This is a genomic window from Nonomuraea sp. CA-141351 (genome assembly GCF_050944675.1).
GTDB lineage: Bacteria > Actinomycetota > Actinomycetes > Streptosporangiales > Streptosporangiaceae > Nonomuraea.
In genome coordinates this window covers 4,848,318-4,871,086 of the sequence record NZ_CP191982.1, presented here as the reverse complement: position 1 = coordinate 4,871,086, position 22,769 = coordinate 4,848,318, and the positions used below count along the sequence as shown (strand labels likewise).

Genomic DNA, 22,769 nt, shown 5'->3' with positions numbered 1-22,769 from the left:
GAGCAGGCGGACGCGGCGGCAGCGATCATCCTGCGCTCGAGGCGTTGCCACGGTCTTGTACGCTCGTGCGCCGCAGGAAGACGCTGCCGGGTGATGACATGACAGGCAGGTCCGGCCGGGAGTGGGCCAGCTACTGGCGCTCGGCCGAGATGCCACTGGAGGCCATGTACGCGCGCTTCCTACGCCACCGCTACCACCGGCACAGCCACGAGACGTACTCCTTCGGCGTCACCGAGCACGGCGCGCAGACCTTCACCTGCCGTGGCGCCGGGCACACGAGCGCGGCCGGGATGGTGATGGCGTTCAACCCTGACGAGGTGCACGACGGACACGCGGCCCATGAGCTGGGTTTCGAGTATCGGATCGTCCACATCGGTCAGGAGCTGATCGCCGATGTGCTCGCGGACGTGGCCGAGCGCCCGGTCGGGCTGCCCCTGTTCGCCACCCCGGTCCTCAGCTCGCCCGTCCTCGCGGCGCGGCTGCGCAGGCTGCACACCGCACTGCTGCGCGGCGCCGGCCCGCTCGAGCGGGACGAGCTGGTGTCCTCCGCCGTCGCCGCCCTCGTGCGCCTCGCCGCGCGTACGCCTCCCGGACCGCCCGCCCTCCGCCCATCCGCCGTCACGCACCTCGCCGCTAAGGCCCGCGAACTGATCCACGACCGCTACGCCGACCCGATCAGCGCCGACGACCTCGCCGTCTGGACCGGTTCCAGCCGGTACGCCGTCTACCGGGCATTCCGTACGGCCTACGGGTTGGCGCCCAGCGACTACCAGCGCCAGCTGCGGCTGCGTGCCGCTCGCCGCCTGCTCGCCCAGGGGCATCCGGCGGCGCGGGTCGCGAGCGAGGCCGGGTTCACCGACCAGGCCCACCTCACCCGCTGGTTCACCCGCTCGTACGGCGTCACGCCCGCCCAGTACCGGCTGGCGAGAACGTAGAAAGGCCTGCTCGGGTGAGCCCGAGCAGGCCGTCATCCCTACTTGAGGCTGTCCGGAACGCCGGACTTGTCGCCGAGGCCGACGAGGTAGTCCGCGTACTCCTTCACGTTGTCCTTCTTGACCAGCTTGCCCTGCAGCGTCTCGTCGGCCTGCACCTGCTTGCCTCCCAGGACGTCGGCGGCCAGAGAGACCACCTTCTGCCCGAGCGCGAACGGCGACTCGGCGTTCGTGGCGTACATCTCGCCCGCGGAGACGGCGGCCAGCGCGTCGGCGATGCCGTCGTTGCCGACGACCTTGACCTTGCCCACCAGGTTGCGGGCCTTGAGCGCGGACAGCACGCCCATGGCCATCTCGTCGTTGGCCGCGTACACGCCGTCGATGTCGGGGTTGGCCTGCAGCACGTTCGTCATCACGTTCAGGGCCTTGGCCCGGTCGAAGTCGGCCGCCTGCGTGGCGACGACCTTGATGTCCTTGTGGGTGGCGATCTGCTGCTGGAAGCCCTTGCTGCGGTCCTGGGCCACGTTGGTGCCGAGGATGCCCTGGATCTCGACGACCTTGCCCTTGCCGCCGACGGCCTCGGCCAGCGCGTCGGCCGCGTTCTTGCCTGCCTGGACGGCGTCGTAGCCGACGAACGTGGCGAGCTTGCCGCCGGACGGCTTGCGGTCGAACGCCATCACGGGGATGCTCGCCGAGTTCGCCTGGGTGACGGAGCTGCTGGCGGACTGGCTGCCCACCGGGTCGAGGATGAGGATCCCGGTCTGCTTGGAGATGGCGGTCGTCGCCTGGTTGAGGAAGGTGGCGTCGGAGTTGTCGGCGTTCTGCACGTTCAGGGTGATGCCGCTCTTGGCGGCCTGTGCCTCGGCGCCGTCCTTCACGCTGATGAAGAACGGGTTGCCGAGCGTGCTCATGATGATCGTGGCGTCCTTCTTGCCGGACGCCTGCGTGGCGCCCGTGGACGTCTCCTCGCCGCCCCGGCTGCAGGCGGTCAGGGAGACGGCGGCCAGGATCGCGACGGCGACGAGTTTGCGGGGAGTGCGCATGGATCTTTCCTTTAGATGTGCTGGGCGAGTTCTGGGGTGCGTACGGGGGAATCGGCCCTGCGTGGCACGAGCCGGCGCAGGACGTCCACGTTGCGGTCGAGGAAGACGGCCAGGAGGATGACCAGGCCCTTCACCACGTCCTGGAGGAAGGGGGAGACGTCGAGCAGGTTCATCCCGTTGTCGATGACGCCGAGGACGAGCGCTCCGACGAGAGTGCCGAGCAGGGTGCCGCGGCCGCCGGCCAGGCTGGTGCCGCCGATGATGACGGCCGCGATCGCGTCCAGTTCCAGGCCGGCGCCCGCGGTGGGCTGTGCCGTGGACAGCCGGGCGGTGATGATGAACCCCGCCAGGGACGCCAGCACCCCGCTGATGACGAAGGCGAGGATCTTGACGCGGTGGACCCTGATGCCGGACAGCCGCGCGGCCTCGACGTTGTCACCGGTGGCGTAGACGTACCGGCCGAAGCGGGTGCGCGCCAGGACGAACCCGAAGACACCGAACGCCACCAGCATGATCCACACCGGCACGGGCACGCCCGCGAACCTGGCCTGCCCGATCCCCTGGAAGTCGTAGTCCGTCACCGCGATGGGGTTGCCCGAGGTGAGGTGCAGGGTGAGCCCGGCGAACACCGACATCGTGGCCAGCGTCGCGATGAACGACGGCATCCGCGTCCTGGTCACGAGCAGGCCGTTGACCAGCCCGATGGCCGCGCCGGTCGCCAGTCCCGCGGCCAGCGCGGGGATCAGGCCGTACGTGCCGAGGGTCAGGGCGGTGACGACGGCGGAGAAGCCGAGCGCCGACCCCACGGACAGGTCGATCTCGGCCAGGATGATCACGTACGTCTGCCCGGCCGCGAGCAGCGCGGCCACGGAGGTCGCGAGCGCGACGTTGAGCAGGTTCGTCGGGGTGAGGAAGACCGGCGAGGCCACCGAGAGGACGATCCCTACCAGGAGGAGCATCCACACCGCGCGCAGCCGGGCCGCGACGATCTTGAGCTTCGAGGTCATGCGGCACCTACCAGTGCGTGCTTGAGGATGGACTGCTCGTCGAGGTCGTCGCCGGTCAGCTCGGCGACGAGCCGTCCCTCGCGCATCACGACCACGCGGTCGGACATGGCGACGAGTTCCGGCAGGTCGGAGCTCACGAGCAGGACGGCGACGCCGTCCGCGGTGAGCTGGTTGATGATCCGGTAGATCTCGGTCTTGGCCCCGACGTCCACGCCCCGGGTCGGCTCGTCCATGAGCAGCACCCGCGGTTTGGTCATCACCCACTTGGCGAACAGGGCCTTCTGCTGGTTGCCGCCGGACAGCGAGCTGACCGCGATGGACGGGGAGGCGGCGCGCACCCGCAGCTCCGAGATGACCGCGCCGGTGGCCGCGCGTTCCTTGCCGCGCCGTACGACACCGCTCCCGGAGCTGAACTCGCGCAGCGAGGCCAGCGACACGTTCGACTCGACCGACTGGCCCATGCACAGGCCCTCCGCCTGCCGGTCGGGCGAGAGGTAGGCGATCCGGCTGCCGATCGCGTCCTGGACGCTCGCGACGCGTACGCCGGAGCCGTCCACGAGCACGGAGCCGCCGGTCAGCGGCTGCAGGCCGAACAGCGCGCGCAGCAGGTCGCTGCGCCCGCAGCCGACCACGCCACCGATGCCGACCACCTCGCCGGCCCTGACCTGGAGATCGATGTCGTGGAAGCGGGCGCCGGACCCGGCGCGCACCTCCAGCACGACCTCGTCTCCGGCGTTGCGCTCCTTGGGGTAGAAGTCGTCCACGGCGTCGCCGACCATCGCGGTGACGACCTTGGCCGGGGTGAGCCGCTCAGTGGGGGCGTCGAGCGTGACCCGGCCGTCGCGCAGCACGACGATGCGGTCCGACAGGGCGAAGACCTCGTCCAGCCGGTGGCTGATGTAGATCACCGAGACGCCGGCCTCGCGCAGCCGGCTCACCTGGGCGAAGAGCTGCTCGGACTCCTGCTCGTCGAGGGCCGCGGTCGGCTCGTCGAGGATGATCAGCCGCAACTCGTGCGTCATGGCCTTGGCGATCTCGAGCATCTGCCGCTCGGCCACGCTCAGCTCGCTGACCTGGCGGTGCACGTCGATCTCCATGCCCAGGCGGCGCAGCGCCTGCCTGGCCTCGGCGGCCATGCGCTGCTTGGAGACGAACAGGCGGCCGAAGACGCGCTCGCGGTCCAGCACGTACATGTTCTCGGCCACGCTGAGGTGCGGGAACAGGTTCTGCTGGAACTCCTGGTAGATGACCTCGATACCCTGCGCCATCGCGGCCTGCGGGTCCTTGAACACCGTCGCGGTCCCGTCGATCAGCAGCCGTCCCGAGTCGGGCTGGTGCGCGCCGGAGATCACCCGGGTGAGCGTGGACTTGCCCGCCCCGTTCTCCCCGACGAGCGCCACGATCTCACCGGGACCCACATCGAAGCTGACGCCCCGCAGGACGCTGTTGTCGCCGAAGGACTTGCGCACATCGGCAAGCTGGAGATGCATGCCAGGCTCCCGATCAGTACACGACGCCCGCGGTGAGCAGGACGTTGGCGTAGGGGGTGAACTCGCCGGAGCGCACGGCCGCCCTGGCCCCGGCGGTGGCCTGCTTGAACTCGGTGTGCGGCACGAACTCCAGGGTCAGGCCCAGCCGGTCGAACCGCTCCTTGATCGCCCCCAGCATGCCGGGGCTGTGCTGCTTGATCTCCTCGGCCAGCAGCACGCCCTCCACGGCCACCTCGTCGAGCACCGCGTCCAGCAGGTCGAGGAATCGGGGCAGGTTCTCCCTGACGGCCAGGTCCACCCGTTCCACGTCCCGCGGGATGGGGAGGCCCGCGTCGGTGACGACGATCGTGTCCGTGTGGCCGAGCTCGGAGATCACGCGGGCGAGCTGGGCGTTGAGCGTTCCCTGGTTGCGCCTCATCGGGTGGCTCCTTCCATAGAGGTGTTGATCAATGGCTCGACCTCTTCCCTGCTGGGCAGTGAGGGGCTGGCTCCCGCCTTGGTGGTGGCCAGGGCACCGGCCGCCATGCCGTACTGGATGGCGGTGTCCACGTCGAGCCCGGCGGCGAGAGCACCGCCGAAGAAACCGGTGAACGCGTCGCCGGCGGCCGTGGTGTCCACGGGCGTCACGGCGTACGCGGGGAAGTGGCGGGTGCGCTCCTTCGTGACCGACAGGGCACCACCCGAGCCGAGAGTGATGATCGCGTGGCCCACGCCGCGCTCCAGGAACCAGGCCGCCGCCCGCTCCGCCGACTCCAGGTCCGTGACCTGCACGCCGGTCAGCACGGTGGCCTCGCTCTCGTTCGGGGTCACGATGTCGAGGTACGGCCACACCTCGTCCGGCAGTTCCTGGGCGGGCGCCGGGTCCAGGACCACCGTCAGCCCGGCCGCCGCGCCCGCCCGCGCCGCGTGGCAGGCGACGTCCGTCCGGATCTCGAGCTGGAGCAGCAGGACGCCGACCCGGTCGCGGACGCGCTCGATGCTCTCGGTGACCATCGCCTCGTCGAGGGAGGTGTTGGCGAGCGGCGTGATGACGATGTCGTTCTCGCCCGACGCGTCCACGCGGATATGGGCCACGCCCGTGCGGCCCTCGACCGTGCGGACCTCGGTGAGCGTGACGCCGTGCGTCTCCAGGCCGGACAGCACGATGTCGCGGAACGGGTCCTGGCCCACGCAGGCGGCCATCCAGGTCGGCGCGCCCGAGTGGGCCGCGGACACGGCCTGGTTCGCGCCCTTGCCGCCGAGTACGAGGGTGAAGTCGTCGCCGAGCACGGTCTCACCGCGCCGCGGCAGCCGCTGGCTGAACGCCGTGACGTCCGCGGTGATGCTCCCGACGACGAGAACACCGGTGGGTTCCATGGGGGTTCCTCCAGATTTGGGGATGGGGGACCCGAGGGCACGGCCCATGTGCCGTGTCCTTGCGGGTGCGGGGTCGATCAGATCCCGGCGGGGTGCCAGACCGTCTTGGTCTCCATGAACGCGGTCATGCGTCTCGTTCCTTGGTCCTTCTCTGCTGTGAGCACGCGCTTGAAGTTCTCGGCCGCCGCCTGCTCGCAGGCCAGCGCCAGCTCGGGGGCTCCCACGCCGGTGAGGTCGAGCCCGTTGACGTCCATGTGCGCCGCCAGCCACGGGGCCAGCTCGGCCTGGTGCCCGGTGAGGATGTTCACGACGCCGCCCGGCAGGTCGGAGGTGGCCAGCCCTTCGGCGAACGTGATCGCGGGCAGCGGCGCCCGCTCGGAGGCGAGCACCACACAGGTGTTGCCGGTGACGATCACGGGTGCGACGGCGGAGACGAGGCCGAGGAGGGGGTCGGCGGGCGCGACGACCGCGACCACTCCGGCCGGTTCCGGGGAGGACAGGTTGAAGTACGGGCCCGCGACCGGGTTGGCCGATCCACGCACTGCGGCGATCTTGTCTGCCCAGCCCGCGTACCAGACCAGCCGGTCCACCGTGGCGTCCACCTGCTCGAGCGCCGCCTTCTTGCCGCCGCCCAACTCCTCGGCGAACTGCCCGCGCCGCCCCTCCAGCATCTCGGCGACGCGGTAGAGGATCTGGCCCCGGTTGTAGGCGGTGGCGCCCGACCAGCCGGGGAACGCCTTGCGCGCGGCCACCACCGCGTCGCGGGCGTCCTTACGTGAAGCCCTGGCGGCGTGCTCCGTTCTCGTCACGGGGTAGGACCTCCCGCTCTCCGAGCGCGGGAACGCTCCACCGATGAACAGCTTGTACGTCTTGCGCACGGTCACACGTCGATCAGACATCGAGGTAAGCCTCCAACCCGTGCAACCCGCCCTCGCGGCCGTAGCCGGATTCCTTGTAACCGCCGAAGGGCGAGGTGGGGTCGAACTTGTTGAATGTGTTGGCCCACACGACCCCCGCCCGCAGCTTGTCGGCCATCCACAAGATGCGCGAGCCCTTCTCCGTCCAGATCCCGGCCGACAACCCGTACGGGGTGTTGTTGGCCTTCTCCACCGCCTCAGCCGGCGTACGGAACGTCAGCACCGACAACACCGGCCCGAAAATCTCATCCCGGGCGATGGTGTGCGACTGCGCCACCCCCGTGAAGATCGTCGGCGGGAACCAGAACCCCCGCTCCGGCAACTCACACACCGGCGACCACCGCTCGGCCCCCTCCGACTCCCCGATCTGCGACAACTGCCGGATCTTCGCCAGCTGCTCAGCCGAGTTGATCGCCCCCACATCGGTGTTCTTGTCCAGCGGATCACCCACCCGCAACCTCGCCAGCCGGCGCTTCAACGCGACCAGCAACTCCTCCTGCACCGACTCCTGCACCAGCAGCCGCGACCCCGCACAGCACACATGCCCCTGATTGAAGAAGATCCCATTGACGATCCCCTCCACCGCCTGATCGATCGCGGCATCGGCGAACACGATGTTGGCCGCCTTGCCACCCAGCTCCAACGTCAGCTTCTTACCGGTACCGGCCACCGCCCGGGCGATGACCCGCCCCACCTCGGTCGAACCGGTGAAAGCCACCTTGTCCACATCCGGGTGGCCCACCACCGCCGCGCCGCTCTCCCCCGCCCCGGTCACGATATTCACCACCCCCGCCGGCAGATCAGCCTGCCGGCAGATGTCGGCGAACAACAACGCCGTCAACGGCGTCGTCTCGGCCGGCTTGAGCACCACCGTGTTCCCGCACGCCAACGCCGGCGCGATCTTCCAGGCCAGCATCAGCAGCGGGAAGTTCCACGGAATGACCTGCCCCGCCACCCCCAACGCCCTGGTACCGAACCCCGCGTACTCCAGCTTGTCCGCCCAGCCGGCGTAGTAGAAGAAATGCGCCGCCACCAACGGCACATCCACATCCCGCGACTCACGGATCGGCTTGCCGTTGTCCAGCGACTCCAGCACCGCCAACTCCCGCGCCCGCTCCTGAATGATCCGCGCGATCCGGAACAGGTACTTGGCCCGCTCCGCCCCCGGCAGCGCGCTCCACACCCCGAACGCCTTACGCGCCGCCCGCACCGCCCGATCCACGTCATCAGCCGAGGCGGTGGCCACCTCAGCCAGCGTCTCCTCAGTCGCCGGGTTGATCGTCTTGAACGGCGTGCCCGTCCCATCGGTGAACTCGCCGTCGATGAACAGCCCGTACGACGGCTTGACATCGACAATGTCGCGCGACTCGGGCGCGGGCGCGTACTCGAAGATCGCCATCACCTAGTCCAGAGTGAAGTAGTCGGGACCGGCATACCGGCCGGTGGCCAGCTTCTGCCGCTGCATCAGCAGATCGTTCAGCAACGAGGAGGCACCCAGCCGGAACCAGTCCGCAGACAGCCAGTCATCGCCGGCCGTCTCATGCACCAGCACCAGGTTCTTGATGGCGTCCTTGGTCGTACGGATCCCGCCCGCCGGCTTGACCCCCACCTGCCGGCCCGTCACCGCGCGGAAGTCCCGCACCGCCTCCAGCATGATCAACGTCACCGGCGGGGTCGCCGCCGGCGACACCTTACCCGTCGAGGTCTTGATGAAGTCCGCGCCCGCCAGCATCGCCAGCCAGGACGCCCGCCGCACGTTGTCGTAGGTGGCCAGCTCACCCGTCTCCAAGATCACCTTCAGGTGCGCGTCCCCGCAGGCGGCCTTGACCGCGACGATCTCCTCCACCACCTTCAGATAGCGGCCGGACAAGAACGCGCCCCGATCGATCACCATGTCGATCTCATCAGCGCCCGCCGCCACCGCCAGCGCGGTCTCGCTCACCTTCACCTCCAGCGAGGAACGCCCGCTGGGGAACGCGGTGGCCACCGAGGCCACCTTGACCCCCGACCCGCCCAACGCCTCGACCGCCACCGACACCAGATCGGGATACACGCACACGGCCGCCACGTGAGGGGCGCCGCCACCGGGATGGACGGCCTTGGCGCACATCGCCCGCACCTTGCCGGCCGTGTCGGCTCCTTCCAGAGTGGTCAGATCGACCATCGAGATGGCCAGGTCAATCGCCTGCGCCTTGGCCGTCGTCTTGATCGAACGGGTGCCCAGCATCGCCGCCCGCTGGTCCGCGCCGACCCGGTCAACCCCGGGCAGGCCATGCAGGAAAGCTCGCAACGCCGTCTCCGAAGAGGTCACGTCCGCGAGCGAGGTAGTCACAACGCTCATCGCGATCGGGTCTTTCTCGTGCGTGAGGGGGCCGGCCGCCCGCCCGGCGGGGCGGTGGAGGCACGCTCGATCAGCTTGGTGTCCAGGACGATGCGGCTGGCGCCGCCGCCGCTCTCGTCGGGGTCCAGCCGGCGCAGCAGCAGCCGCATGGCGAGCACGCCCTGCTCGAACATCGGCCGGTCGATGACGGTCAGCGGCGGCCGGAGCAGTGGACCGGTGTCCAGATCGTCGAAGCCGATCAGGCTGATCTGGCCGGGGATGTCGATCCGCATGTCGTGCAGCGCCTTGAGCACGCCCAACGTCATGAGGTTGTTGGCGGCGAAGATGGCGGTGGGCGGCTCGGGAAGCGACAGCAGGGACATCGTGAGCTGGTAGCCGCTGTGCTCCTTGAAGTCGCCGACCAGGTCGTACTCGGGCGGCACCTCGATGCCCGCCTTGGCGAGCGTCCCGACGAACCCCTCGCGCCGCAGCCGCCCCGGGGTGGTGTCCAGGGTGCCGCTGATCGCGGCCACCCGGGTGTGCCCGAGGGCGAGCAGGTGCTCGGCCGCCTGCCTGCCACCGCCGTCGTTGTCGACCAGCACGGCGTCGAACCGTTCGCCGCCGGCCAGATCGCGGTCCACGAACACCAGGGGCACGTCGGCGTCGTGGACGTGCAGCGGGGTCTCGTCCTGCTCGGTGGCGGGGGCGAGGATGACGCCGTCGACCCTGCGCACCATGTCCGCCAGCACGTCGTCCTCCTGCTCGCTGCTCTCGTCGCTGTTGGCGAGCAGGATGCGGTAGGGCTCCGTACGCGTGACGGACTCCATGCCCTTGACCACCGCGGCGAAGTAGGGGTTCGTGATGTCCGGGACGACGACGCCGATCGTGTTGGTGCGTCCGGACTTCAGCGACTGCGCCGCGGCACTCGGCCAGTAGCCCAGCTCGTCGATGGCGGCCTGAACCGCCTCGTGCGAGCGCACCCGCTGGCCCCGCAGGAAGCGCGAGACCGTGGCGGGAGAAACCCCCGCCCGAGCTGCCACGTCATGGATGGTGACCACGTGAGCTCCAAACTGAAATCGATGTCAGCGATGATGGCAGTAAGCGACCGCGGAGTGTCAATGGCATGTTTCCAACTCGTTACACGTTCAGCATTTCCCCAACTCAAGGTCATGCTGACCTCATGCCCGAGCATGGCCTACTGAAACCGTTATCAGTAGCTCCAGGCCCGCGTAAGACGCTGAAGCCGGCGATCTACCAGCGGTTGCGGGCCTCCTCCGCCCAGCCGGCGGTTTCCCGTTCGACGGGCGTGGGGCACACGTCGTCCATGTGTGTCCTCTCGAGGGAAACATGAGAGCGTGTCACGTTAGAACGTTATGTTAAGACTGATCCGTGAACAATCCAGGCCTCCGGCGGCGGCCGGTCCAGAAGCGCAGCATCGACAGGGTCGAACGCATCCTCGACGCCTGCGCCCGCCTTCTGGACGAGGTGGGCCTCGACGCACTCACCACGGCCGACGTGGCCAGGAGCGCCCGGGTGCCCGGCGGCACCATCTACCAGTTCTTCGACGGCAAGTCCGGCATGCTGCGCGAGCTGGCGCTGCGCAATCTCGAACTGCTGCTGGTACGGCTGCGCCGCCGCATGGCCGAGGAGGACGACCTCACCTGGCCGCGTGCGGCGGAGCTCGTCTTGACGGAGACGGTCGAGATGCGCAGGACCGTCCCCGGCTTCACCGTGGTCGACTTCGCCGACACCCGGCCCGGCGGATCGTCGTTCCTGCCGCCCGGCACCGTGAAGGAGAGCGGGGACGTGCTGGCCGAACGGCTCTACCACTTCGCGCTGAAGGAAGCCGGGCTGCCGCCGCTGCCCGACCCCTATCGCGTCATGCGGCTGGCCATCCAGGCCACGGCGGCCGCCCTCCAGCTCGCCTTCGCCGCCTCCCGGGAGGGCGACCCCGCCATGATCGAGCAGGGCCACAGGCTGCTCCGGGCCTACTTCGCCGACGTGGCGTCAGCCAAGTGCACGGAGCAGTGACCGCTCACGTCGCGTGCGGGCCGGCGCCGCCCTCACGTGCCTCCCGCAGCTTCCCCGTGGCGATGAAGTCCACCGCGATCCGGTAGAAGGAGGCGATCGATTCGCCTCCTTCCACCCCGTCGCGGAACTGCTTGCGCACCTTCGCGAACGGGAAGGCCCTGCTGCCGTCGGGAAGGAGCACGCCCCACCCGTCATCGTCCGACCTGTGCCAGCCGCCGCCCGTGGCGTCGGCGATGCATGCGCCCAGGAACGAGCCGAGCACGCCGACCAGACCGCCGACCTGCTCCAGGTCGAAGTCCGGCCGGGAACGCCAGCGCTCGATGAAGCCCTCGACCCACTCGACGGACTCCTGGTTGAGACCGAAGTTCACGTCACTCAGGGGCCCGAGCTGATCGATGGCGAGGCTGACGTTCGCCTCTATCCGCTGCAGTTCCTGTTCTTCCATCTGAGGATGGTCACATCCGCCGCATGTCCCGATCAATCCGATTTCCTGTTCTGCCAGCGCGACCGGTACTCGCGGGGCGACATGCCCTTCAGCTCCCGGAAGCGGCGGTTGAAGTTGGACAGGTTGGAATAACCGCAGTCGGCGGCGATGCCGGAGATGGAGCGGTCGGTCTCCCTCAACAGCCGGCACGCGGCGTCGACCCGCAGCATGTTGAGGTAGCCGGTGATCGTGGTGCCGGTGGTGCGGCGGAAGAACCGGCTGGCCGAGGCCGGGGCCAGGTGGGCGGCGCGGGCGACGGCTTCCAGGGTGACCGGCCCGGCGTACTCCTCGTTGAGCAGCCGTACGATCGCGTCGATGCGGTCCCGCGTGGATCCGTTCAGCACTGGGATGTGCTGGTCACCCGCCAGCGGGCGCGCCTCCGCGCAGCGTGACAGCCGGACGAGCGCGTCGATCAGCGCGAGGGTCCGCTCGGGCGGTGGCATCGCGCCGAACGCGCCGAGGTCCACGGCGTGTGGAGGAAAGCTCAGCCCCCGCGCCGAGCGTTCGAGCAGCGACGCCACGCCCGCGAACTCGGGGCGGTCGAAGAAGTCCCGCCCCAGGAAGTCCCGGCGGAACTGGGCGACGATCGCCTCGTGCCGGCCGTGGCCGGGCATCGACTGGTACGTGTGCGGCATCTGAGGGCCGATCAGGGTCAGGTCGCCGGGACCGTACTCCTCGACGCAGTCGCCCACGAATCTGGTGCCGGTGCCACGGGTGATCAGGGTCAGTTCGAATTCGCGGTGGAAGTGCCAGGCGAAGCGAAAGTGCGACGCCTGCCGCACGTACAGCTTCCAGGAGAGCTGGGAGGTGGCCTCGATGTGCTCGTAGATCGCGCGCACGGTGCTCCGTCGTCATGAAAGTATCGGAATCGGTCATCCGCTGTGTGGCCCGAAAGCGAGGATGCGGCGAGGCTGATCGCATGACGGTCACTCACCACGATCTCGAGTCCCGCTACGACCTCGACGCCGCCGCACTGCGTCACTTCAACGACAACGGCTTCGTGAAGCTGCCCGGCGTGCTGGACGCCGGGACTATCGCGGCGTACGAACCCGAGATCACCTCGAAGGTCATCGAGCTGAACACCCAGCACCTGTCCCTCGCCGAACGCGACACGTACGGCAAGGCGTTCCTCCAGGTCACCAACCTGTGGCGGCACAGCGACCTGGTCCGCGAGCTCGTCCTCTCCCCGCGCCTGGCCCGCATCGCGGCCGAACTGCTCGGCGTCGACGGCGTCCGGCTCTATCACGACCAGGCGCTGTACAAGGAGCCGGGCGGCGGGTTCACCCCCTGGCACGCCGATCAGTACTACTGGCCCCTGGCCACCGACCGCACCGTGACGGTCTGGATCCCCCTGCAGGAGACGCCTGCCGAGATGGGGCCGCTGGCCTTCGCCGCCGGCAGCCATCGTTTCGAGTACGGCCGTGACCTGCCCATCAGCGACGAGTCCGAGCGAGAGCTGCAGCAGGCGCTCGCCGCGCGGGACTTCCCGCACGTCGAGACGCCGTACCGGCTCGGCGAGGTCAGCTATCACCTCGGGTGGACGTTCCACCACGCCGCGCCGAACCGGTCGGACATCCCGCGCAGGGTCATGACCGTGATCTACATGGACGCCGACATCACGGTCTCCCGGCCGGTCAACGGCAACCAGCGGGCCGACCTGAGCGCGTGGCTGCCCGGGGCCGAGGTGGGAGCCGTTCCGGACACCCCGCTCAATCCCGTTCTGTATCGGGCGGGGTGACCGGCTCTCCGCCGGCGAACGACTCTGTCACTGCTTGACGGCGCCGGCGAGCCCGTTCACGAAGAACCTCTGCAGCACCAGGAAGATGGCGATGATGGGGGCGAGCGTGATGACGGAGCCGGCGCACAGCAGCGTCCAGTCGGTGGAGTTCTCGCCGATGAAGGCGTACATCCCGACGCCCAGGGTGCGTAGTTCGGGACGGGCGAGGGTGAACACGAGCGGGATGAAGAAGCTGTTCCACGCCGAGATGGCGGTGAACAGGCCGACCGTCGCCAGCATCGGCCCGGACAGCGGCAGCATGATCCGCCAGAAGACCTGGTGGAAGTTGGCCCCGTCCACCCGGGCGGCGTCCTCGAGCGAACGGTCGATCGCCCGGAAGTAGCCCATGAACAGGAAGGTGCCGAAGACGATCCCGCCGGCGGACTGCACGATGATGATCGACCAGAGGCTGTTGAGCAGGCCGAGCGCGTCCATGATGTCGAAGATCGGGATGATGGTGTACCCGTGGGGCAGGAACACCGTCCCCGCCACCGCGACCAGGACCAGCCCCTTGCCGGGGAACTCGGTGCGGGCCAGCGTGTAGCCGGCCATGGCGGTGACGAGCAATGTGATGATCACCGTGCAGACCGTGATGGTGAGCGTGTTGAGGAAGTACTGCCCGAAGGACGCCCCCTGCCAGGCCTGCCCGTAGTTCGACCACAGCGGCGTGCCGGGCAACGGGTTCAGGCCGCGGCCGAAGAACTCGTCGGTGCTCTTCAGCGAGCTGCCCAAGGTCCAGAGGAACGGGTAGAGCCAGGCGATCCCGCCGGCGAGGAGGAGCACGTGCGTCATCCACGGCGCGCGCCGGGTCATGCGCGGCCTCCCCTGCGCTTGACCAGCACCCGCAGGAAGAGGGCCTGGGCCACGGCGAAGACGATGAGCAGCACCCCGTAGAAGAACGAGGCCGCCGAGGCGAGGCCGACGTCCCGCTCGACGGTGGAGCCGCCGAACCCGCCGAACGCCAGGTGGTAGATGTAGGTGTTCACGACCTCGGTGGCGTAGTACGGCCCGCCGTTGGTGAGCACCTGCACGAGGTCGAAGACCTGGAACGAGCCGATGACCGACAGCAGCACGATGACGACCCCCACCGACCTGAGCATGGGCACGGTGATGTAGCGGAAGCTCGCGAAGGCGCCCGCGCCGTCGAGCCGCGCCGCCTCGTACAGCTCGTCGGGGATCGTCTGCAGACCGGCCAGGAAATACACCAGGTTGTAGCCCAGCGTGTGCCAGATCCCGACCCCGATGATGATGATCATCGCGAAATTCGGGTCGCCGAGCCAGTCGACATATTCATTTGTCAGGCCGAGCGACATCAGCACGTCGTTGACGACGTCGCCGAAATTGGAGAAAAGCAGCTGGACGACCACGCCGACGACCGCGGCCGACGTCACCACCGGAAGAAAGAAGAGCGTCCGGTAAAAGGTCCTGGCGCACAGCCGGCGATTGTTCAGCACCAGAGCGAGCGCGAGCGCCAGAACGAGCTGGACGGGCACCACGGCCAGCACGTAGAAGAACGTGTTGCGCAGGGCTCCCCAGAAGATGGAGTCCGTCAGCACCCGGGAGAAGTTGGCGAGCCCGACGAAGTCGCCGGGCTCGCCGATCCCGTCCCACCGGTAGAAGGTGTAGCCGAGCGACGCGACGATGGGATAGATCACGAAGGCCAGCAACAGCACCAGCATCGGCAGGACGTACAGGTACGACCAGCGCGCCGCGGCGATCCGCTGCCGCAGGCGGGACGCCTTTCCCGCGATCAGCGCACGGGGCCGGCCGACCAGTTGGATGTCCGTCATCACGTCATCCGCGCTTGGTCGTGTACGACTTGGCGATGTCCCAGTCAGCGAACACATAGTCGTCCATGCTGACCTTGAGCCCCTGCCCGCGGGCCTTCGACACGGCGTCGCTCAGGGCGCCGTTGAGACGGTCCTCGAGTTCCTTGAGCGCCTTGGGCGCGTCCTTGAGCTGGCCGGTGTAGATGCCCGCCGCGACGTCCGGGAGGTCCGGCTGGACCGGCGCCACCTCCACCTTGGCGATCTCCGGATTGCGGATCGCGGGCACCGGGCCGACGAGTGCCGTGCTCGCCATGGCCACGTACTGCTTGAACGTCGGCGAGCTCACGCCGGCCGGATCGTTGTTCTCCGGGTAGACCGACAGGCCGTAGCCGCCCTGCACCCAGCGCTTGCCGGCCTCGCGGCTGTAGAACCAGTCGAGCCAGGCCCACGCCTGGTCCGGGTTCTTGGCCTTGGCCGAGATGCCCATCAGGTAGCTGCCTGGGGCTCCGTAGAAGAAGCCCTGCGGGGTGCCGCTCGGCGACGGGAGCGTCATGAGGCTGTAGTCCTTGAAGCCGGCCTCCTCCCAGGGCGCCTGGTTCCACACGCCGCCGACGATCATGCCGAACCGGCCCTTCGAGAAGAACGCCCTGGCCTGCTCGTCCGAGATGCTCATCGAGTTGGGGTAGATGAAGCCTCGGTTCTTCCAGTCGAGGAGGAGGGCGAGGAAGTCGGCGTAGTTGCGGTCGGTGCCGTACGTCCATCTGCCCGTACGGTAGTCGACCGACTGCGTGCCCCCGGGCGAACCGGCGCCCCGGCAGAACAGCTCGATCAGCCACGGCAGGGCCCCCTTCTGCGCGTTGCCGAAGCCGAGCCCGAAGACCTTGCCGCCGCTCTTGCTGGTGATCGCCTCGGCGGCGCGGGTGATGTCGTCCCACGTCTTCGGGATGAGGACCGTCCCGTCGGGGTTGGTCAGGCCGGCCTCCTTGAAGACCCCGTTGTGGATGTAGAGCTGTAACGCCGGCGCCAGGCCGCTGAAGGGCGCGGAGTAGACCTTGCCGCCGAAGATGTTGACGCCCTCGACGAAGCTGTTGCCGGGGAACCTCGACCGCCACTCGGGGGTGGCCCACTTGTCCAGGGGCATCAGCCAGCCCTCGCCGACGTGCACCTCCAGTTTCGGCTTCGTGGGCAGCAGGAAGACGTCGGGGGCGGTGTCGCTGCGGAACGCCAGCGCCACGAGGTCGAGGTACTTGTCGGTGACCTGGGTGGTCTTCTTGATGGTGGCCTTGCCGTTGGCCTGCTGGAAGAGCTTGATCTCGTTGTCCACCCACGGCGCCTGGCTGACGTACCAGTCCCAGTACGCCAGCGTGGTGCCCGACGCCGGGCCGGCGTCCTGCGGGGAGTCGCCGCAGCCGGCGAGGAACGCGGCCCCGCCGGCGGCGACGGCGGCCTGCAGGAGTTGCCGGCGGCTGAGCTGAATGGCTGACATGGTCTTTCCTTTCGATGTGCCGGGGCCGGCCGGCTGGATGTGCCGAGGTCAGCCGGCCCCATGTGCTGGTGTCAGCCGACGACCACCGTGATCGCCTTGCCGGCGATGGTCGGCATCGAGACGGCGACCTCCTTGGTGACGCCGCCGGCCGTGACCTTCACGGTGTAGTCGCCGAGGAAGCCGCGCACCGTGGTCGATCCGGTCGACCCGGTCGTGGCCGACGCCTTCGTCCACCACTTGCCGTAGATGAGGTCGCGCCAGGCCAGGGCGTTCGGCTTGGGCGTGTAGTCGGTCCGGAACAGGGCTCTCTTGGGATCCCAGGTGTCGCCCTCCCAGAACCCGAAGGTGCTGACCCCGGTGACTTGCGGCATGCTGAACATCGTGGTGAGGAAGTCACGCGTGTAGTCGGCCTGGAGCTGCTCGTCGGTGGTGCCCACGTCGAACTCGGTGATCGCGACGGGCAGGCCGATCCCGGCGAACTTGTTGATCAGCGTGACCAGGTCCGCCGGAGGGGTGAGCTGCTCGCCGGCGAAGTGTCCCTGGATGCCGATGCCGCCGATGGGCGCCCCGCCGTCCTTCAGCGAGCGGACCAGGGCCGAGAACTGGTCCTGGTGGCGGACCTCCCAGCCGTTGTCCTCGATGATGTCGTAGTCGTTGAGGTAGAGCTTCGGGCCCGGGTCGGCCTGCCGGGTCAGCCGGAACCAGCGGTCGATCTCGCCGTCGCCGAGCACGTTCTGCACGTCGTGGTTGGCGTACGGCTCGTTGACCACGTCCCACTCGTCGATCTTGCCGGTGAGCGTGCCCACCTCGTCGGTGATGTGGGTGTCGATCCTGTTCCGTAGCGCGGCGGGGTCGTCACGGAGACCGCAGACGTCGGAGGGCATGTTCCCGCACGACGGCCAGATCAGGGTGTGCCCGCGGACGAACAGGCCGTTGTCGCGCCCCCACTGGAGTGCGGGAAGGGTGTAGGTGTTCCGCTCGGTGAGGTTCTCCCAGTGGTTCCACTTGAGGTTGTTGCCGAGCGTGAACTGGTTGAAGTTGGCCAGCAGCGTGTCGCGGTATTTCTGCCCCGCGGTGTTCTGGGTCATCAGGCGCACGCCGTCGGCGGCCGAGCCGAACTTGAACGCGTGCCCGGTCATGTCCGCCTGGACGGTGGCGCCGGGGACGAGGTGGCCCTGGGAGTCGACGACCTTGACGTAGAGGTTGCCCTTGCGGTTCCGTTCGATGCGGTCGTCGGCGGCCGCCCGCCAGGACGCCGCCGATTCGCGACCGGCATAGGTGGACGCCGGCCAGCCGGCTGGAGTCCCGGGTCCGTACCGGAGCACCGACACACCCGCGATCTGCAGCACCTGCGGGCCGTAGCCGAGCCAGAAGTTGATGCGGACCTGCCCGGCCGCGTAGTCGGCGGCCATCCGGAACGGCAGCTGGAACCGCTGCCAGACGGATCCGAACTTCATCGCCGCCTGGGTGGACTTGGTGTAGCCGCCGCCGTTCTGCTCGAACACGAAGTGGGCCAGGCCGGATCCGTACGCGGTCGGCGTGACCGACCGCGCCCAGAAGGTGGCCAGCATCGCCTCGCCCTTGACCGTGGGCAGCGCGGATGGGGCGCCCACGCCCAGCGAGTACTCGCCGTCGAGTCCGGACGTGCTCGGTTGCCCGGTCACCGTTACCTGCAGCGCCTTGTCGAAGTCGGGCTGCCCCTGCACGGCGACGATCTTGGTCTGTGGTGCCGGGCTCCCCGTGAACTGGGTGAACGATTCGAGGACGTCGGCCGGCATGATCTCGGTCGGCGAGTCCGCGGCGGCCGGGGGCGCCGCCGGTCCCAGCGCCGCGACCAGCGCCAAGGCAATGGCGTACGCCGGCCGGCGCCGTGCCTTCGTGAAGCGACCCATGGCAGGGTCCTCTCTTTCGACGGGCAGGGGGGATCGCGACCGGTGCCCCGAGGGCGCCGGTCTTTGCTTCGTCGATGTGAATGTGCGTCCGGCGGCAGGCGTCAGCCGGGAGCGGGGCCCGTGCTGTCCCGGACGACGAGAGTGGTGGGCAGGTGGACGCGGGCGGGCGGCGGCGGGCCGTGCTCGCCCGGAGCGGAGCCCTCGCCGGACTCGGGGGAGATCGCGGCGAGCAGCATCCGGGCCGCGTGCTCCCCCATCGCCTCGAACGGCTGGCTGACCGTGGTGAGGGCGGGCTTGACGTGTGCCGACGACGGTATGTCGTCGAATCCGACCACGGACAGGTCCTCGGGCACCCGCAGGCCGCGGTCGGCGGCGGCCTCCATGGCGGCGTAGGCGGTGACGTCGTTGTGCGCGAACACCGCCGTCGGCCGGTCGGCGCGACCCAGTAGCTCGCGCACCAGCTCACGGGCTCTGGGTGGCTCGAACCCGCTCTGCAGGGTGAGCGAGACCTCGACCGGGACTCCGGCCTCCGTCAGCGCGTCCTCGTAACCGCGCTGCCGGTCCTGGCAGCACGGGTACGTCATCGGTCCGGCCAGCGAGGCGACCCGCCGGTGGCCCAGCTCCAGCAGGTGGCGGACCGCGCCGTACGCGCCCTCGTAGTTGTCGGCCTCGACCGACGGCAGGTCGAGGCGGGAGCCGAGGGTGTTGATGAGGACCACGGGCACTCCCTGCTCGTGCAGGTCGAGCAGCGGTTTCATGGTCTGGTCCTGGCTGATGACCAGGACGCCGGCCGACAGTCCCGAGGCGAGCATGCGGTCGATGACCGGCCCGTAGTCGTGGTCGTTGGTGCTCGTGTAGAGGATGATCTCGTACGGCGTGCGCTCGATGACGGAGGCGACTCCGAAGTTCAGCGGGGCCACCATCCGCCACGTCAGCCCGGGCACGATCATGCCGATGAACGGCGGCCGTCCCTTCGCCAGCGCGCTCGCGGTGGCACTGGGCACGTAGTTGTGCCGCGTGATGACCGCCAGCACGCGCCGCCGGGTCGCCGGATCGACCCGCGGGCTGTTGTTGATCACCAGCGACACCGTCGATTTCGATACGCCGGCCAGGCGTGCGATATCGCGGATCGTGATTTTCTCCATGCACGTTCCTCAGCTGCCCGGCTTTTGTCAAACCGGTCCAACACTTGTCAGGAACGTAGCGCTGGACCGGTTCGATGGCAATACCTGAACGAAAAACGGGAGTAACTCGGCCGTAACTCTTGCGACGAATACGGCCCGATGTCAGCATCGGTCACGAGCGCCCGGACCGCCGGTCGTCCGTGCCCTTCGGAGAGATCTCCCACCCAGCCACCCTCAGGCAAGGGGTTGACGCATGCCTTATTCCGTTGACGAGTTCGCCTTCGACCTGCGCCAGAACATGGCGCCCGGCGACACCTGGGTCACCAGCGGCTGGACCACGGTCCACGCTCCGCCGGGGTCGGTGTGCGGGGCCGGCGGGTGGTTCGCGCCGCCGTACGCGGCACCCGACGCGCGGCTGGCCGTCGAGCTGGACGTGGACGGGCACCGGATCGCTGACGGCGCGGCGCCGGGCGTGGCCGGGGTGGGCCTGCTCTATTCGGGTGGCTCCTGGCGGCCCGGCCGGATCGTCAGGAACGGCACCTACCACCGCCGCCACCAGGGGAAGCTGACCTCGCTCCGGGTCCAGAGCACCCTCACCCCGCTGTACGGCCAGGCGGGGTTCGTCCTGGAGGTGGAGATCACCAATCGGGCCGGACGGGACGTCACCGTGGCCCTGCATCCGCGCGCCGAACCCGGCGGTCCCCGTCGCGTCCCGCTCGCCGAATGGGGCTGGGTCCCGCCGACCCCTGGTCCGAAGGCCGTGAGCACGGGCCAGTGGACCTGGCAGGCCGGGGACGTCAGCGTCGAGCTCTCCCACGAGGGGCTCCGCCAGGACGTCCCGGCGGGCGGTACCACGGTGTTCGCGCTGGCCGTCCGCGCCGGTGCAGGCATGCCGTCCGGGCGGCCGCGGGAGCTGGCCGCCGAGGCGACCGTGCGGTCGGAGTACCGGCTGGCCCGGGCCCTGGCGCGCGTGCCGCGGCTGTCCAGCGACATCCCCGGGCTGGAGGCGTACTGGCGCGGCTCACTGACCAGCGGGCTGGTCTGCCTCTGGGACAACCCCGGCTTCATCACCTCGCCCTTCGTGGCCACGTCCGGCGTGGACGGCGGGGCGCTCTGCGCCTACGCGTGGGACACCGGCGGGTACGCCCCGCACCTGCTCACTCTCATGCTCGGCGACGACACCACCGGTGTCCTCGAATCGATCATGAAGGTGGATCTCACCCGGCACTACGCCATCGCCCCCGACGGCACGGGCCTCGGCGTCCCGTACGCGTACAGCGGCTGGTCCCTGGTCACCCTCGCCACCGCCGTCGCCGCCCACCTCGGCATCTCCCCCGCCCTGGTGACTCAGCTCCATGACCTGGTCGAGGGTCTGGACGCCCGCTTCACCCCAGCGGGAGTGCTGCGCGACTACGGCAGCCAGTACAACCTGCTGGAGATGCGCAGCACGGGCTGGGAGCACGTGGTCGCCAGCCCCAACGCCGAACGCGCCTGGTGCCTCGACCGGCTGGCCGAGCTGGCCGAGGTGTCCGGCGCGCGGCTGCCGGTCGACGACCTGCGCTCCCGTGCCCGCGACATCAGGGGCGCTATCGCCCGCGAACTGTGGGATGAGCGCGAGGGCTGGTTCCGCTGCCGCTACCCCGACGGGCACACCGAGCTCGTCCAGCACGTCCAGGCGTTCGACGCGATGCGGAACGGCGCCTGCACACCGGAGATGGCCCAGGCCATGCTCGGGCGGCTGCGTGACGGCTCCTTCCTCGCGCCCTACGGCGTCAGCGCGGTGGCCGCGGACGACCGGCTGCACTACGAGCTCGGCGACACCGACTGGTCAGGCGGCGGTGCGTACACGGGAGAAGGCCCGCAGCTGGCCCTGACGCTCTGGGAGCAGGGTGAGCCGTCCCTCGCCTGGGATGTCATGCGACGACTGCTCTGGATGGGGCGGCACTTCCCGTACTACCCCCAGGAGCACTACTGCGACCGCCCGGCGGCGCCTCCCACAGGGCGGCGGGTCAACATCGTCGCCGGGCTGGCCGGTGCGGAGGCGATCCTGACCGGGGCCGCGGGCGTGCGGTTCCAGCTCGACGGCAGCCTGGTCGTCGTCCCTGCCGCGCTCCCCGACGGGGACGTGGAGCTGACCGGTCTGACCTACCGGGGGCGCACGATCGACATCTCGACCGCCTCAGGCGTCGTCACCGTCGACGGCCGTCCCCGGAAGGCCGGCGAGGTGATCGAGTGACGTCGGTGCCGGGTTGCCGGGCCGCACCGGCCAGAGCCGCGGGCACACGGCGGGGTCGGCGTAGTCGGGCCGGCCCTCGGGGTCACGACGGACGAGGTCGTCGTTGCCGTGCCGGGTCCGGAGGCTGGGGTGGTTGTCGCCCGGCTGGAGGTGAACGGCCAGCGAGCGGCGCGGCCGCCCGCTCAGGTTGGGGCCGCTGCCGTGGACCGTGCGGCAGTGATGGAAGCTGACCGCGCCGCGCGGGATCTCCGGCACGACCACCTCGACGTGCCGCGAGCCGCGCAACCGGTCCAGGGTCGAGAGGTCGGAGTCGAAGAAGTCGAGCCCCACGTCGTCCGGCCACAGGTGGCTCGCGTCCACGAACGAGATCCCGCCCTCGGCCTCGCCGACGTCGTGGAAGGGCACCCAGGCGGTGAGCATCTCCGTGCTCTCGCAGCTCAGCCAGTACTGGCGGTCGGTGTGCCAGCCCACGTTCACACCGCCCGCCTCGGGCAGCGCGGACTCGGGCGGCTTGTAGAGCAACTGGTCGTGCCAGAGGCGGATCTCCCCCGCGCCGCTGAGCCGGGTTGCGCACGCGGCGATCAGCGGGTACCGGACGAGCGCCGCCAGTTCGTCGACGACGAGCGAGGCGTAGTCGTTCTTCCGCAGCCCCTCGCCGTGCTCCGGCCGCCAGCCGCCGAGGGGCCGGACGCCGGGCAGCGGCCGGTCGGTGTCGCCCGCGTACAGCCGCGCCATGCCTGCCTCCGCGGCGTCGAGCACGCCCGCGGGCACGATCGGCCCGGAGATCCAGTAGCCGTGGGCACGGTAGAACGCCACGTCCTCGTCTGTGGGGAGCAGATGATCCATCATGGTACGGAACGGTACGTTCAAGGCCCGTCGCCGGGCGTTCACCAGAGCGGCGAATA

The 22,769-nt window shown here is 69.4% G+C and carries 21 protein-coding genes; 4 read left to right on the top strand and 17 right to left on the bottom strand.

Annotated features, from left to right (window positions below; genetic code table 11):
- The first annotated feature begins 98 nt into the window (after positions 1 to 98).
- Positions 99 to 935, top strand: a complete 837-nt coding sequence (locus ACQPWU_RS22975) for an AraC family ligand binding domain-containing protein (protein ID WP_433443307.1) — start codon at positions 99 to 101, stop codon at positions 933 to 935.
- Positions 936 to 973: 38 nt separating this feature from the next.
- Here the strand turns inward: ACQPWU_RS22975 and ACQPWU_RS22970 are convergent, their stop codons facing one another.
- From ACQPWU_RS22970 to ACQPWU_RS22930, 9 genes are all read right to left on the bottom strand, one after another.
- Positions 974 to 1,975, bottom strand: coding sequence for a substrate-binding domain-containing protein (locus ACQPWU_RS22970; RefSeq protein WP_433443304.1), 1,002 nt, complete (start codon positions 1,973 to 1,975; stop codon positions 974 to 976).
- An 11-nt stretch (positions 1,976 to 1,986) separates the two neighbouring features.
- Entirely contained in the window at positions 1,987 to 2,982 is a 996-nt protein-coding gene (locus tag ACQPWU_RS22965) for an ABC transporter permease (RefSeq protein WP_433443301.1), read from the bottom strand.
- Positions 2,979 to 4,472, bottom strand: coding sequence for a sugar ABC transporter ATP-binding protein (locus tag ACQPWU_RS22960; RefSeq protein ID WP_433443298.1), 1,494 nt, complete (start codon positions 4,470 to 4,472; stop codon positions 2,979 to 2,981). The genes ACQPWU_RS22965 and ACQPWU_RS22960 overlap by 4 nt, the downstream gene beginning before the upstream one ends.
- A 13-nt stretch (positions 4,473 to 4,485) precedes the next feature.
- Positions 4,486 to 4,890 (bottom strand): D-ribose pyranase, encoded by a 405-nt coding sequence (gene rbsD / locus ACQPWU_RS22955; RefSeq protein WP_433443296.1) that lies wholly within the window; start codon positions 4,888 to 4,890, stop codon positions 4,486 to 4,488.
- Entirely contained in the window at positions 4,887 to 5,828 is a 942-nt protein-coding gene (locus ACQPWU_RS22950) for a ribokinase (RefSeq protein WP_433443294.1), read from the bottom strand. The genes rbsD and ACQPWU_RS22950 overlap by 4 nt, the downstream gene beginning before the upstream one ends.
- 77 nt (positions 5,829 to 5,905) lie before the next feature.
- Positions 5,906 to 6,727, bottom strand: a complete 822-nt coding sequence (locus tag ACQPWU_RS22945; RefSeq protein WP_433443291.1) for an aldehyde dehydrogenase family protein — start codon at positions 6,725 to 6,727, stop codon at positions 5,906 to 5,908.
- Complete coding sequence (locus ACQPWU_RS22940; protein ID WP_433445271.1) at positions 6,720 to 8,144, bottom strand: aldehyde dehydrogenase family protein; 1,425 nt, start codon at positions 8,142 to 8,144, stop codon at positions 6,720 to 6,722. The genes ACQPWU_RS22945 and ACQPWU_RS22940 overlap by 8 nt, the downstream gene beginning before the upstream one ends.
- 3 nt (positions 8,145 to 8,147) lie before the next feature.
- Positions 8,148 to 9,086, bottom strand: coding sequence for a deoxyribose-phosphate aldolase (deoC, locus tag ACQPWU_RS22935; protein ID WP_433443288.1), 939 nt, complete (start codon positions 9,084 to 9,086; stop codon positions 8,148 to 8,150).
- Positions 9,083 to 10,123 carry a LacI family DNA-binding transcriptional regulator gene (locus ACQPWU_RS22930; RefSeq protein ID WP_433443285.1) on the bottom strand — a complete coding sequence of 347 codons (1,041 nt, stop codon included), beginning with the start codon at positions 10,121 to 10,123 and terminating at the stop codon, positions 9,083 to 9,085. Before ACQPWU_RS22930 ends, deoC begins: the two co-directional genes overlap by 4 nt.
- A 331-nt stretch (positions 10,124 to 10,454) precedes the next feature.
- Between ACQPWU_RS22930 and ACQPWU_RS22925 the strand changes: the two genes are divergently transcribed.
- A complete protein-coding gene (locus tag ACQPWU_RS22925) occupies positions 10,455 to 11,096 on the top strand; it encodes a helix-turn-helix domain-containing protein (protein WP_433443283.1) in 642 nt (213 codons plus the stop codon).
- Between the two features lie 4 nt (positions 11,097 to 11,100).
- Here ACQPWU_RS22925 and ACQPWU_RS22920 read toward each other — a convergent pair whose 3' ends face one another.
- Both ACQPWU_RS22920 and ACQPWU_RS22915 read right to left on the bottom strand, forming a co-directional pair.
- Positions 11,101 to 11,541 (bottom strand): hypothetical protein, encoded by a 441-nt coding sequence (locus ACQPWU_RS22920; RefSeq protein ID WP_433443281.1) that lies wholly within the window; start codon positions 11,539 to 11,541, stop codon positions 11,101 to 11,103.
- 32 nt (positions 11,542 to 11,573) lie between these two features.
- A complete protein-coding gene (locus ACQPWU_RS22915) occupies positions 11,574 to 12,419 on the bottom strand; it encodes an AraC family transcriptional regulator (RefSeq protein WP_433443278.1) in 846 nt (281 codons plus the stop codon).
- 80 nt (positions 12,420 to 12,499) lie between these two features.
- Between ACQPWU_RS22915 and ACQPWU_RS22910 the strand changes: the two genes are divergently transcribed.
- The gene (locus ACQPWU_RS22910; protein ID WP_433443275.1) at positions 12,500 to 13,318 is read left to right on the top strand and encodes a phytanoyl-CoA dioxygenase family protein; all 819 of its coding nucleotides are present in this window, start codon (positions 12,500 to 12,502) and stop codon (positions 13,316 to 13,318) included.
- Between the two features lie 27 nt (positions 13,319 to 13,345).
- On the opposite strand, the gene ACQPWU_RS22905 is transcribed toward ACQPWU_RS22910, so the two are convergent.
- The 5 genes from ACQPWU_RS22905 to ACQPWU_RS22885 all read right to left on the bottom strand — a co-directional run bounded on the left by ACQPWU_RS22905 (position 13,346) and on the right by ACQPWU_RS22885 (position 19,649).
- The gene (locus ACQPWU_RS22905; protein WP_433443272.1) at positions 13,346 to 14,170 is read right to left on the bottom strand and encodes a carbohydrate ABC transporter permease; all 825 of its coding nucleotides are present in this window, start codon (positions 14,168 to 14,170) and stop codon (positions 13,346 to 13,348) included.
- Entirely contained in the window at positions 14,167 to 15,147 is a 981-nt protein-coding gene (locus tag ACQPWU_RS22900) for a carbohydrate ABC transporter permease (RefSeq protein WP_433443270.1), read from the bottom strand. Before ACQPWU_RS22900 ends, ACQPWU_RS22905 begins: the two co-directional genes overlap by 4 nt.
- Before the next feature lie 4 nt (positions 15,148 to 15,151).
- Positions 15,152 to 16,612 (bottom strand): extracellular solute-binding protein, encoded by a 1,461-nt coding sequence (locus tag ACQPWU_RS22895; RefSeq protein ID WP_433443268.1) that lies wholly within the window; start codon positions 16,610 to 16,612, stop codon positions 15,152 to 15,154.
- Between the two features lie 71 nt (positions 16,613 to 16,683).
- The gene (locus tag ACQPWU_RS22890) at positions 16,684 to 18,504 is read right to left on the bottom strand and encodes an endo-1,4-beta-xylanase (RefSeq protein WP_433443265.1); all 1,821 of its coding nucleotides are present in this window, start codon (positions 18,502 to 18,504) and stop codon (positions 16,684 to 16,686) included.
- Between the two features lie 101 nt (positions 18,505 to 18,605).
- Positions 18,606 to 19,649 carry a LacI family DNA-binding transcriptional regulator gene (locus ACQPWU_RS22885; RefSeq protein WP_433443262.1) on the bottom strand — a complete coding sequence of 348 codons (1,044 nt, stop codon included), beginning with the start codon at positions 19,647 to 19,649 and terminating at the stop codon, positions 18,606 to 18,608.
- Positions 19,650 to 19,881: 232 nt separating this feature from the next.
- Between ACQPWU_RS22885 and ACQPWU_RS22880 the strand changes: the two genes are divergently transcribed.
- Positions 19,882 to 21,864 (top strand): MGH1-like glycoside hydrolase domain-containing protein, encoded by a 1,983-nt coding sequence (locus tag ACQPWU_RS22880; RefSeq protein ID WP_433443259.1) that lies wholly within the window; start codon positions 19,882 to 19,884, stop codon positions 21,862 to 21,864.
- Here the strand turns inward: ACQPWU_RS22880 and ACQPWU_RS22875 are convergent.
- Positions 21,808 to 22,713: a phytanoyl-CoA dioxygenase family protein gene (locus ACQPWU_RS22875; protein ID WP_433443256.1), complete on the bottom strand. Its 906-nt coding sequence runs from the start codon at positions 22,711 to 22,713 to the stop codon at positions 21,808 to 21,810. The genes ACQPWU_RS22880 and ACQPWU_RS22875 overlap by 57 nt on opposite strands.
- Positions 22,714 to 22,769: the final 56 nt, after the last annotated feature.

Bases quoted from the DNA above. Each gene is read 5' to 3' on its own strand.
- ACQPWU_RS22875 (WP_433443256.1), bottom strand. From the start codon at position 22,713: ATGATGGATCATCTGCTCCCCACAGACGAGGACGTGGCGTTCTACCGT.
- rbsD (WP_433443296.1), bottom strand. From the start codon at position 4,890: ATGAGGCGCAACCAGGGAACGCTCAACGCCCAGCTCGCCCGCGTGATC.
- ACQPWU_RS22900 (WP_433443270.1), bottom strand. From the start codon at position 15,147: ATGACGGACATCCAACTGGTCGGCCGGCCCCGTGCGCTGATCGCGGGA.
- ACQPWU_RS22905 (WP_433443272.1), bottom strand. From the start codon at position 14,170: ATGACCCGGCGCGCGCCGTGGATGACGCACGTGCTCCTCCTCGCCGGC.
- ACQPWU_RS22945 (WP_433443291.1), bottom strand. From the start codon at position 6,727: ATGTCTGATCGACGTGTGACCGTGCGCAAGACGTACAAGCTGTTCATC.
- ACQPWU_RS22910 (WP_433443275.1), top strand. From the start codon at position 12,500: ATGACGGTCACTCACCACGATCTCGAGTCCCGCTACGACCTCGACGCC.
- ACQPWU_RS22960 (WP_433443298.1), bottom strand. From the start codon at position 4,472: ATGCATCTCCAGCTTGCCGATGTGCGCAAGTCCTTCGGCGACAACAGC.
- ACQPWU_RS22965 (WP_433443301.1), bottom strand. From the start codon at position 2,982: ATGACCTCGAAGCTCAAGATCGTCGCGGCCCGGCTGCGCGCGGTGTGG.
- ACQPWU_RS22940 (WP_433445271.1), bottom strand. From the start codon at position 8,144: ATGGCGATCTTCGAGTACGCGCCCGCGCCCGAGTCGCGCGACATTGTC.
- ACQPWU_RS22885 (WP_433443262.1), bottom strand. From the start codon at position 19,649: ATGGAGAAAATCACGATCCGCGATATCGCACGCCTGGCCGGCGTATCG.
- ACQPWU_RS22895 (WP_433443268.1), bottom strand. From the start codon at position 16,612: ATGTCAGCCATTCAGCTCAGCCGCCGGCAACTCCTGCAGGCCGCCGTC.
- ACQPWU_RS22970 (WP_433443304.1), bottom strand. From the start codon at position 1,975: ATGCGCACTCCCCGCAAACTCGTCGCCGTCGCGATCCTGGCCGCCGTC.
- ACQPWU_RS22890 (WP_433443265.1), bottom strand. From the start codon at position 18,504: ATGGGTCGCTTCACGAAGGCACGGCGCCGGCCGGCGTACGCCATTGCC.
- deoC (WP_433443288.1), bottom strand. From the start codon at position 9,086: ATGAGCGTTGTGACTACCTCGCTCGCGGACGTGACCTCTTCGGAGACG.
- ACQPWU_RS22975 (WP_433443307.1), top strand. From the start codon at position 99: ATGACAGGCAGGTCCGGCCGGGAGTGGGCCAGCTACTGGCGCTCGGCC.
- ACQPWU_RS22950 (WP_433443294.1), bottom strand. From the start codon at position 5,828: ATGGAACCCACCGGTGTTCTCGTCGTCGGGAGCATCACCGCGGACGTC.
- ACQPWU_RS22920 (WP_433443281.1), bottom strand. From the start codon at position 11,541: ATGGAAGAACAGGAACTGCAGCGGATAGAGGCGAACGTCAGCCTCGCC.
- ACQPWU_RS22880 (WP_433443259.1), top strand. From the start codon at position 19,882: ATGCCTTATTCCGTTGACGAGTTCGCCTTCGACCTGCGCCAGAACATG.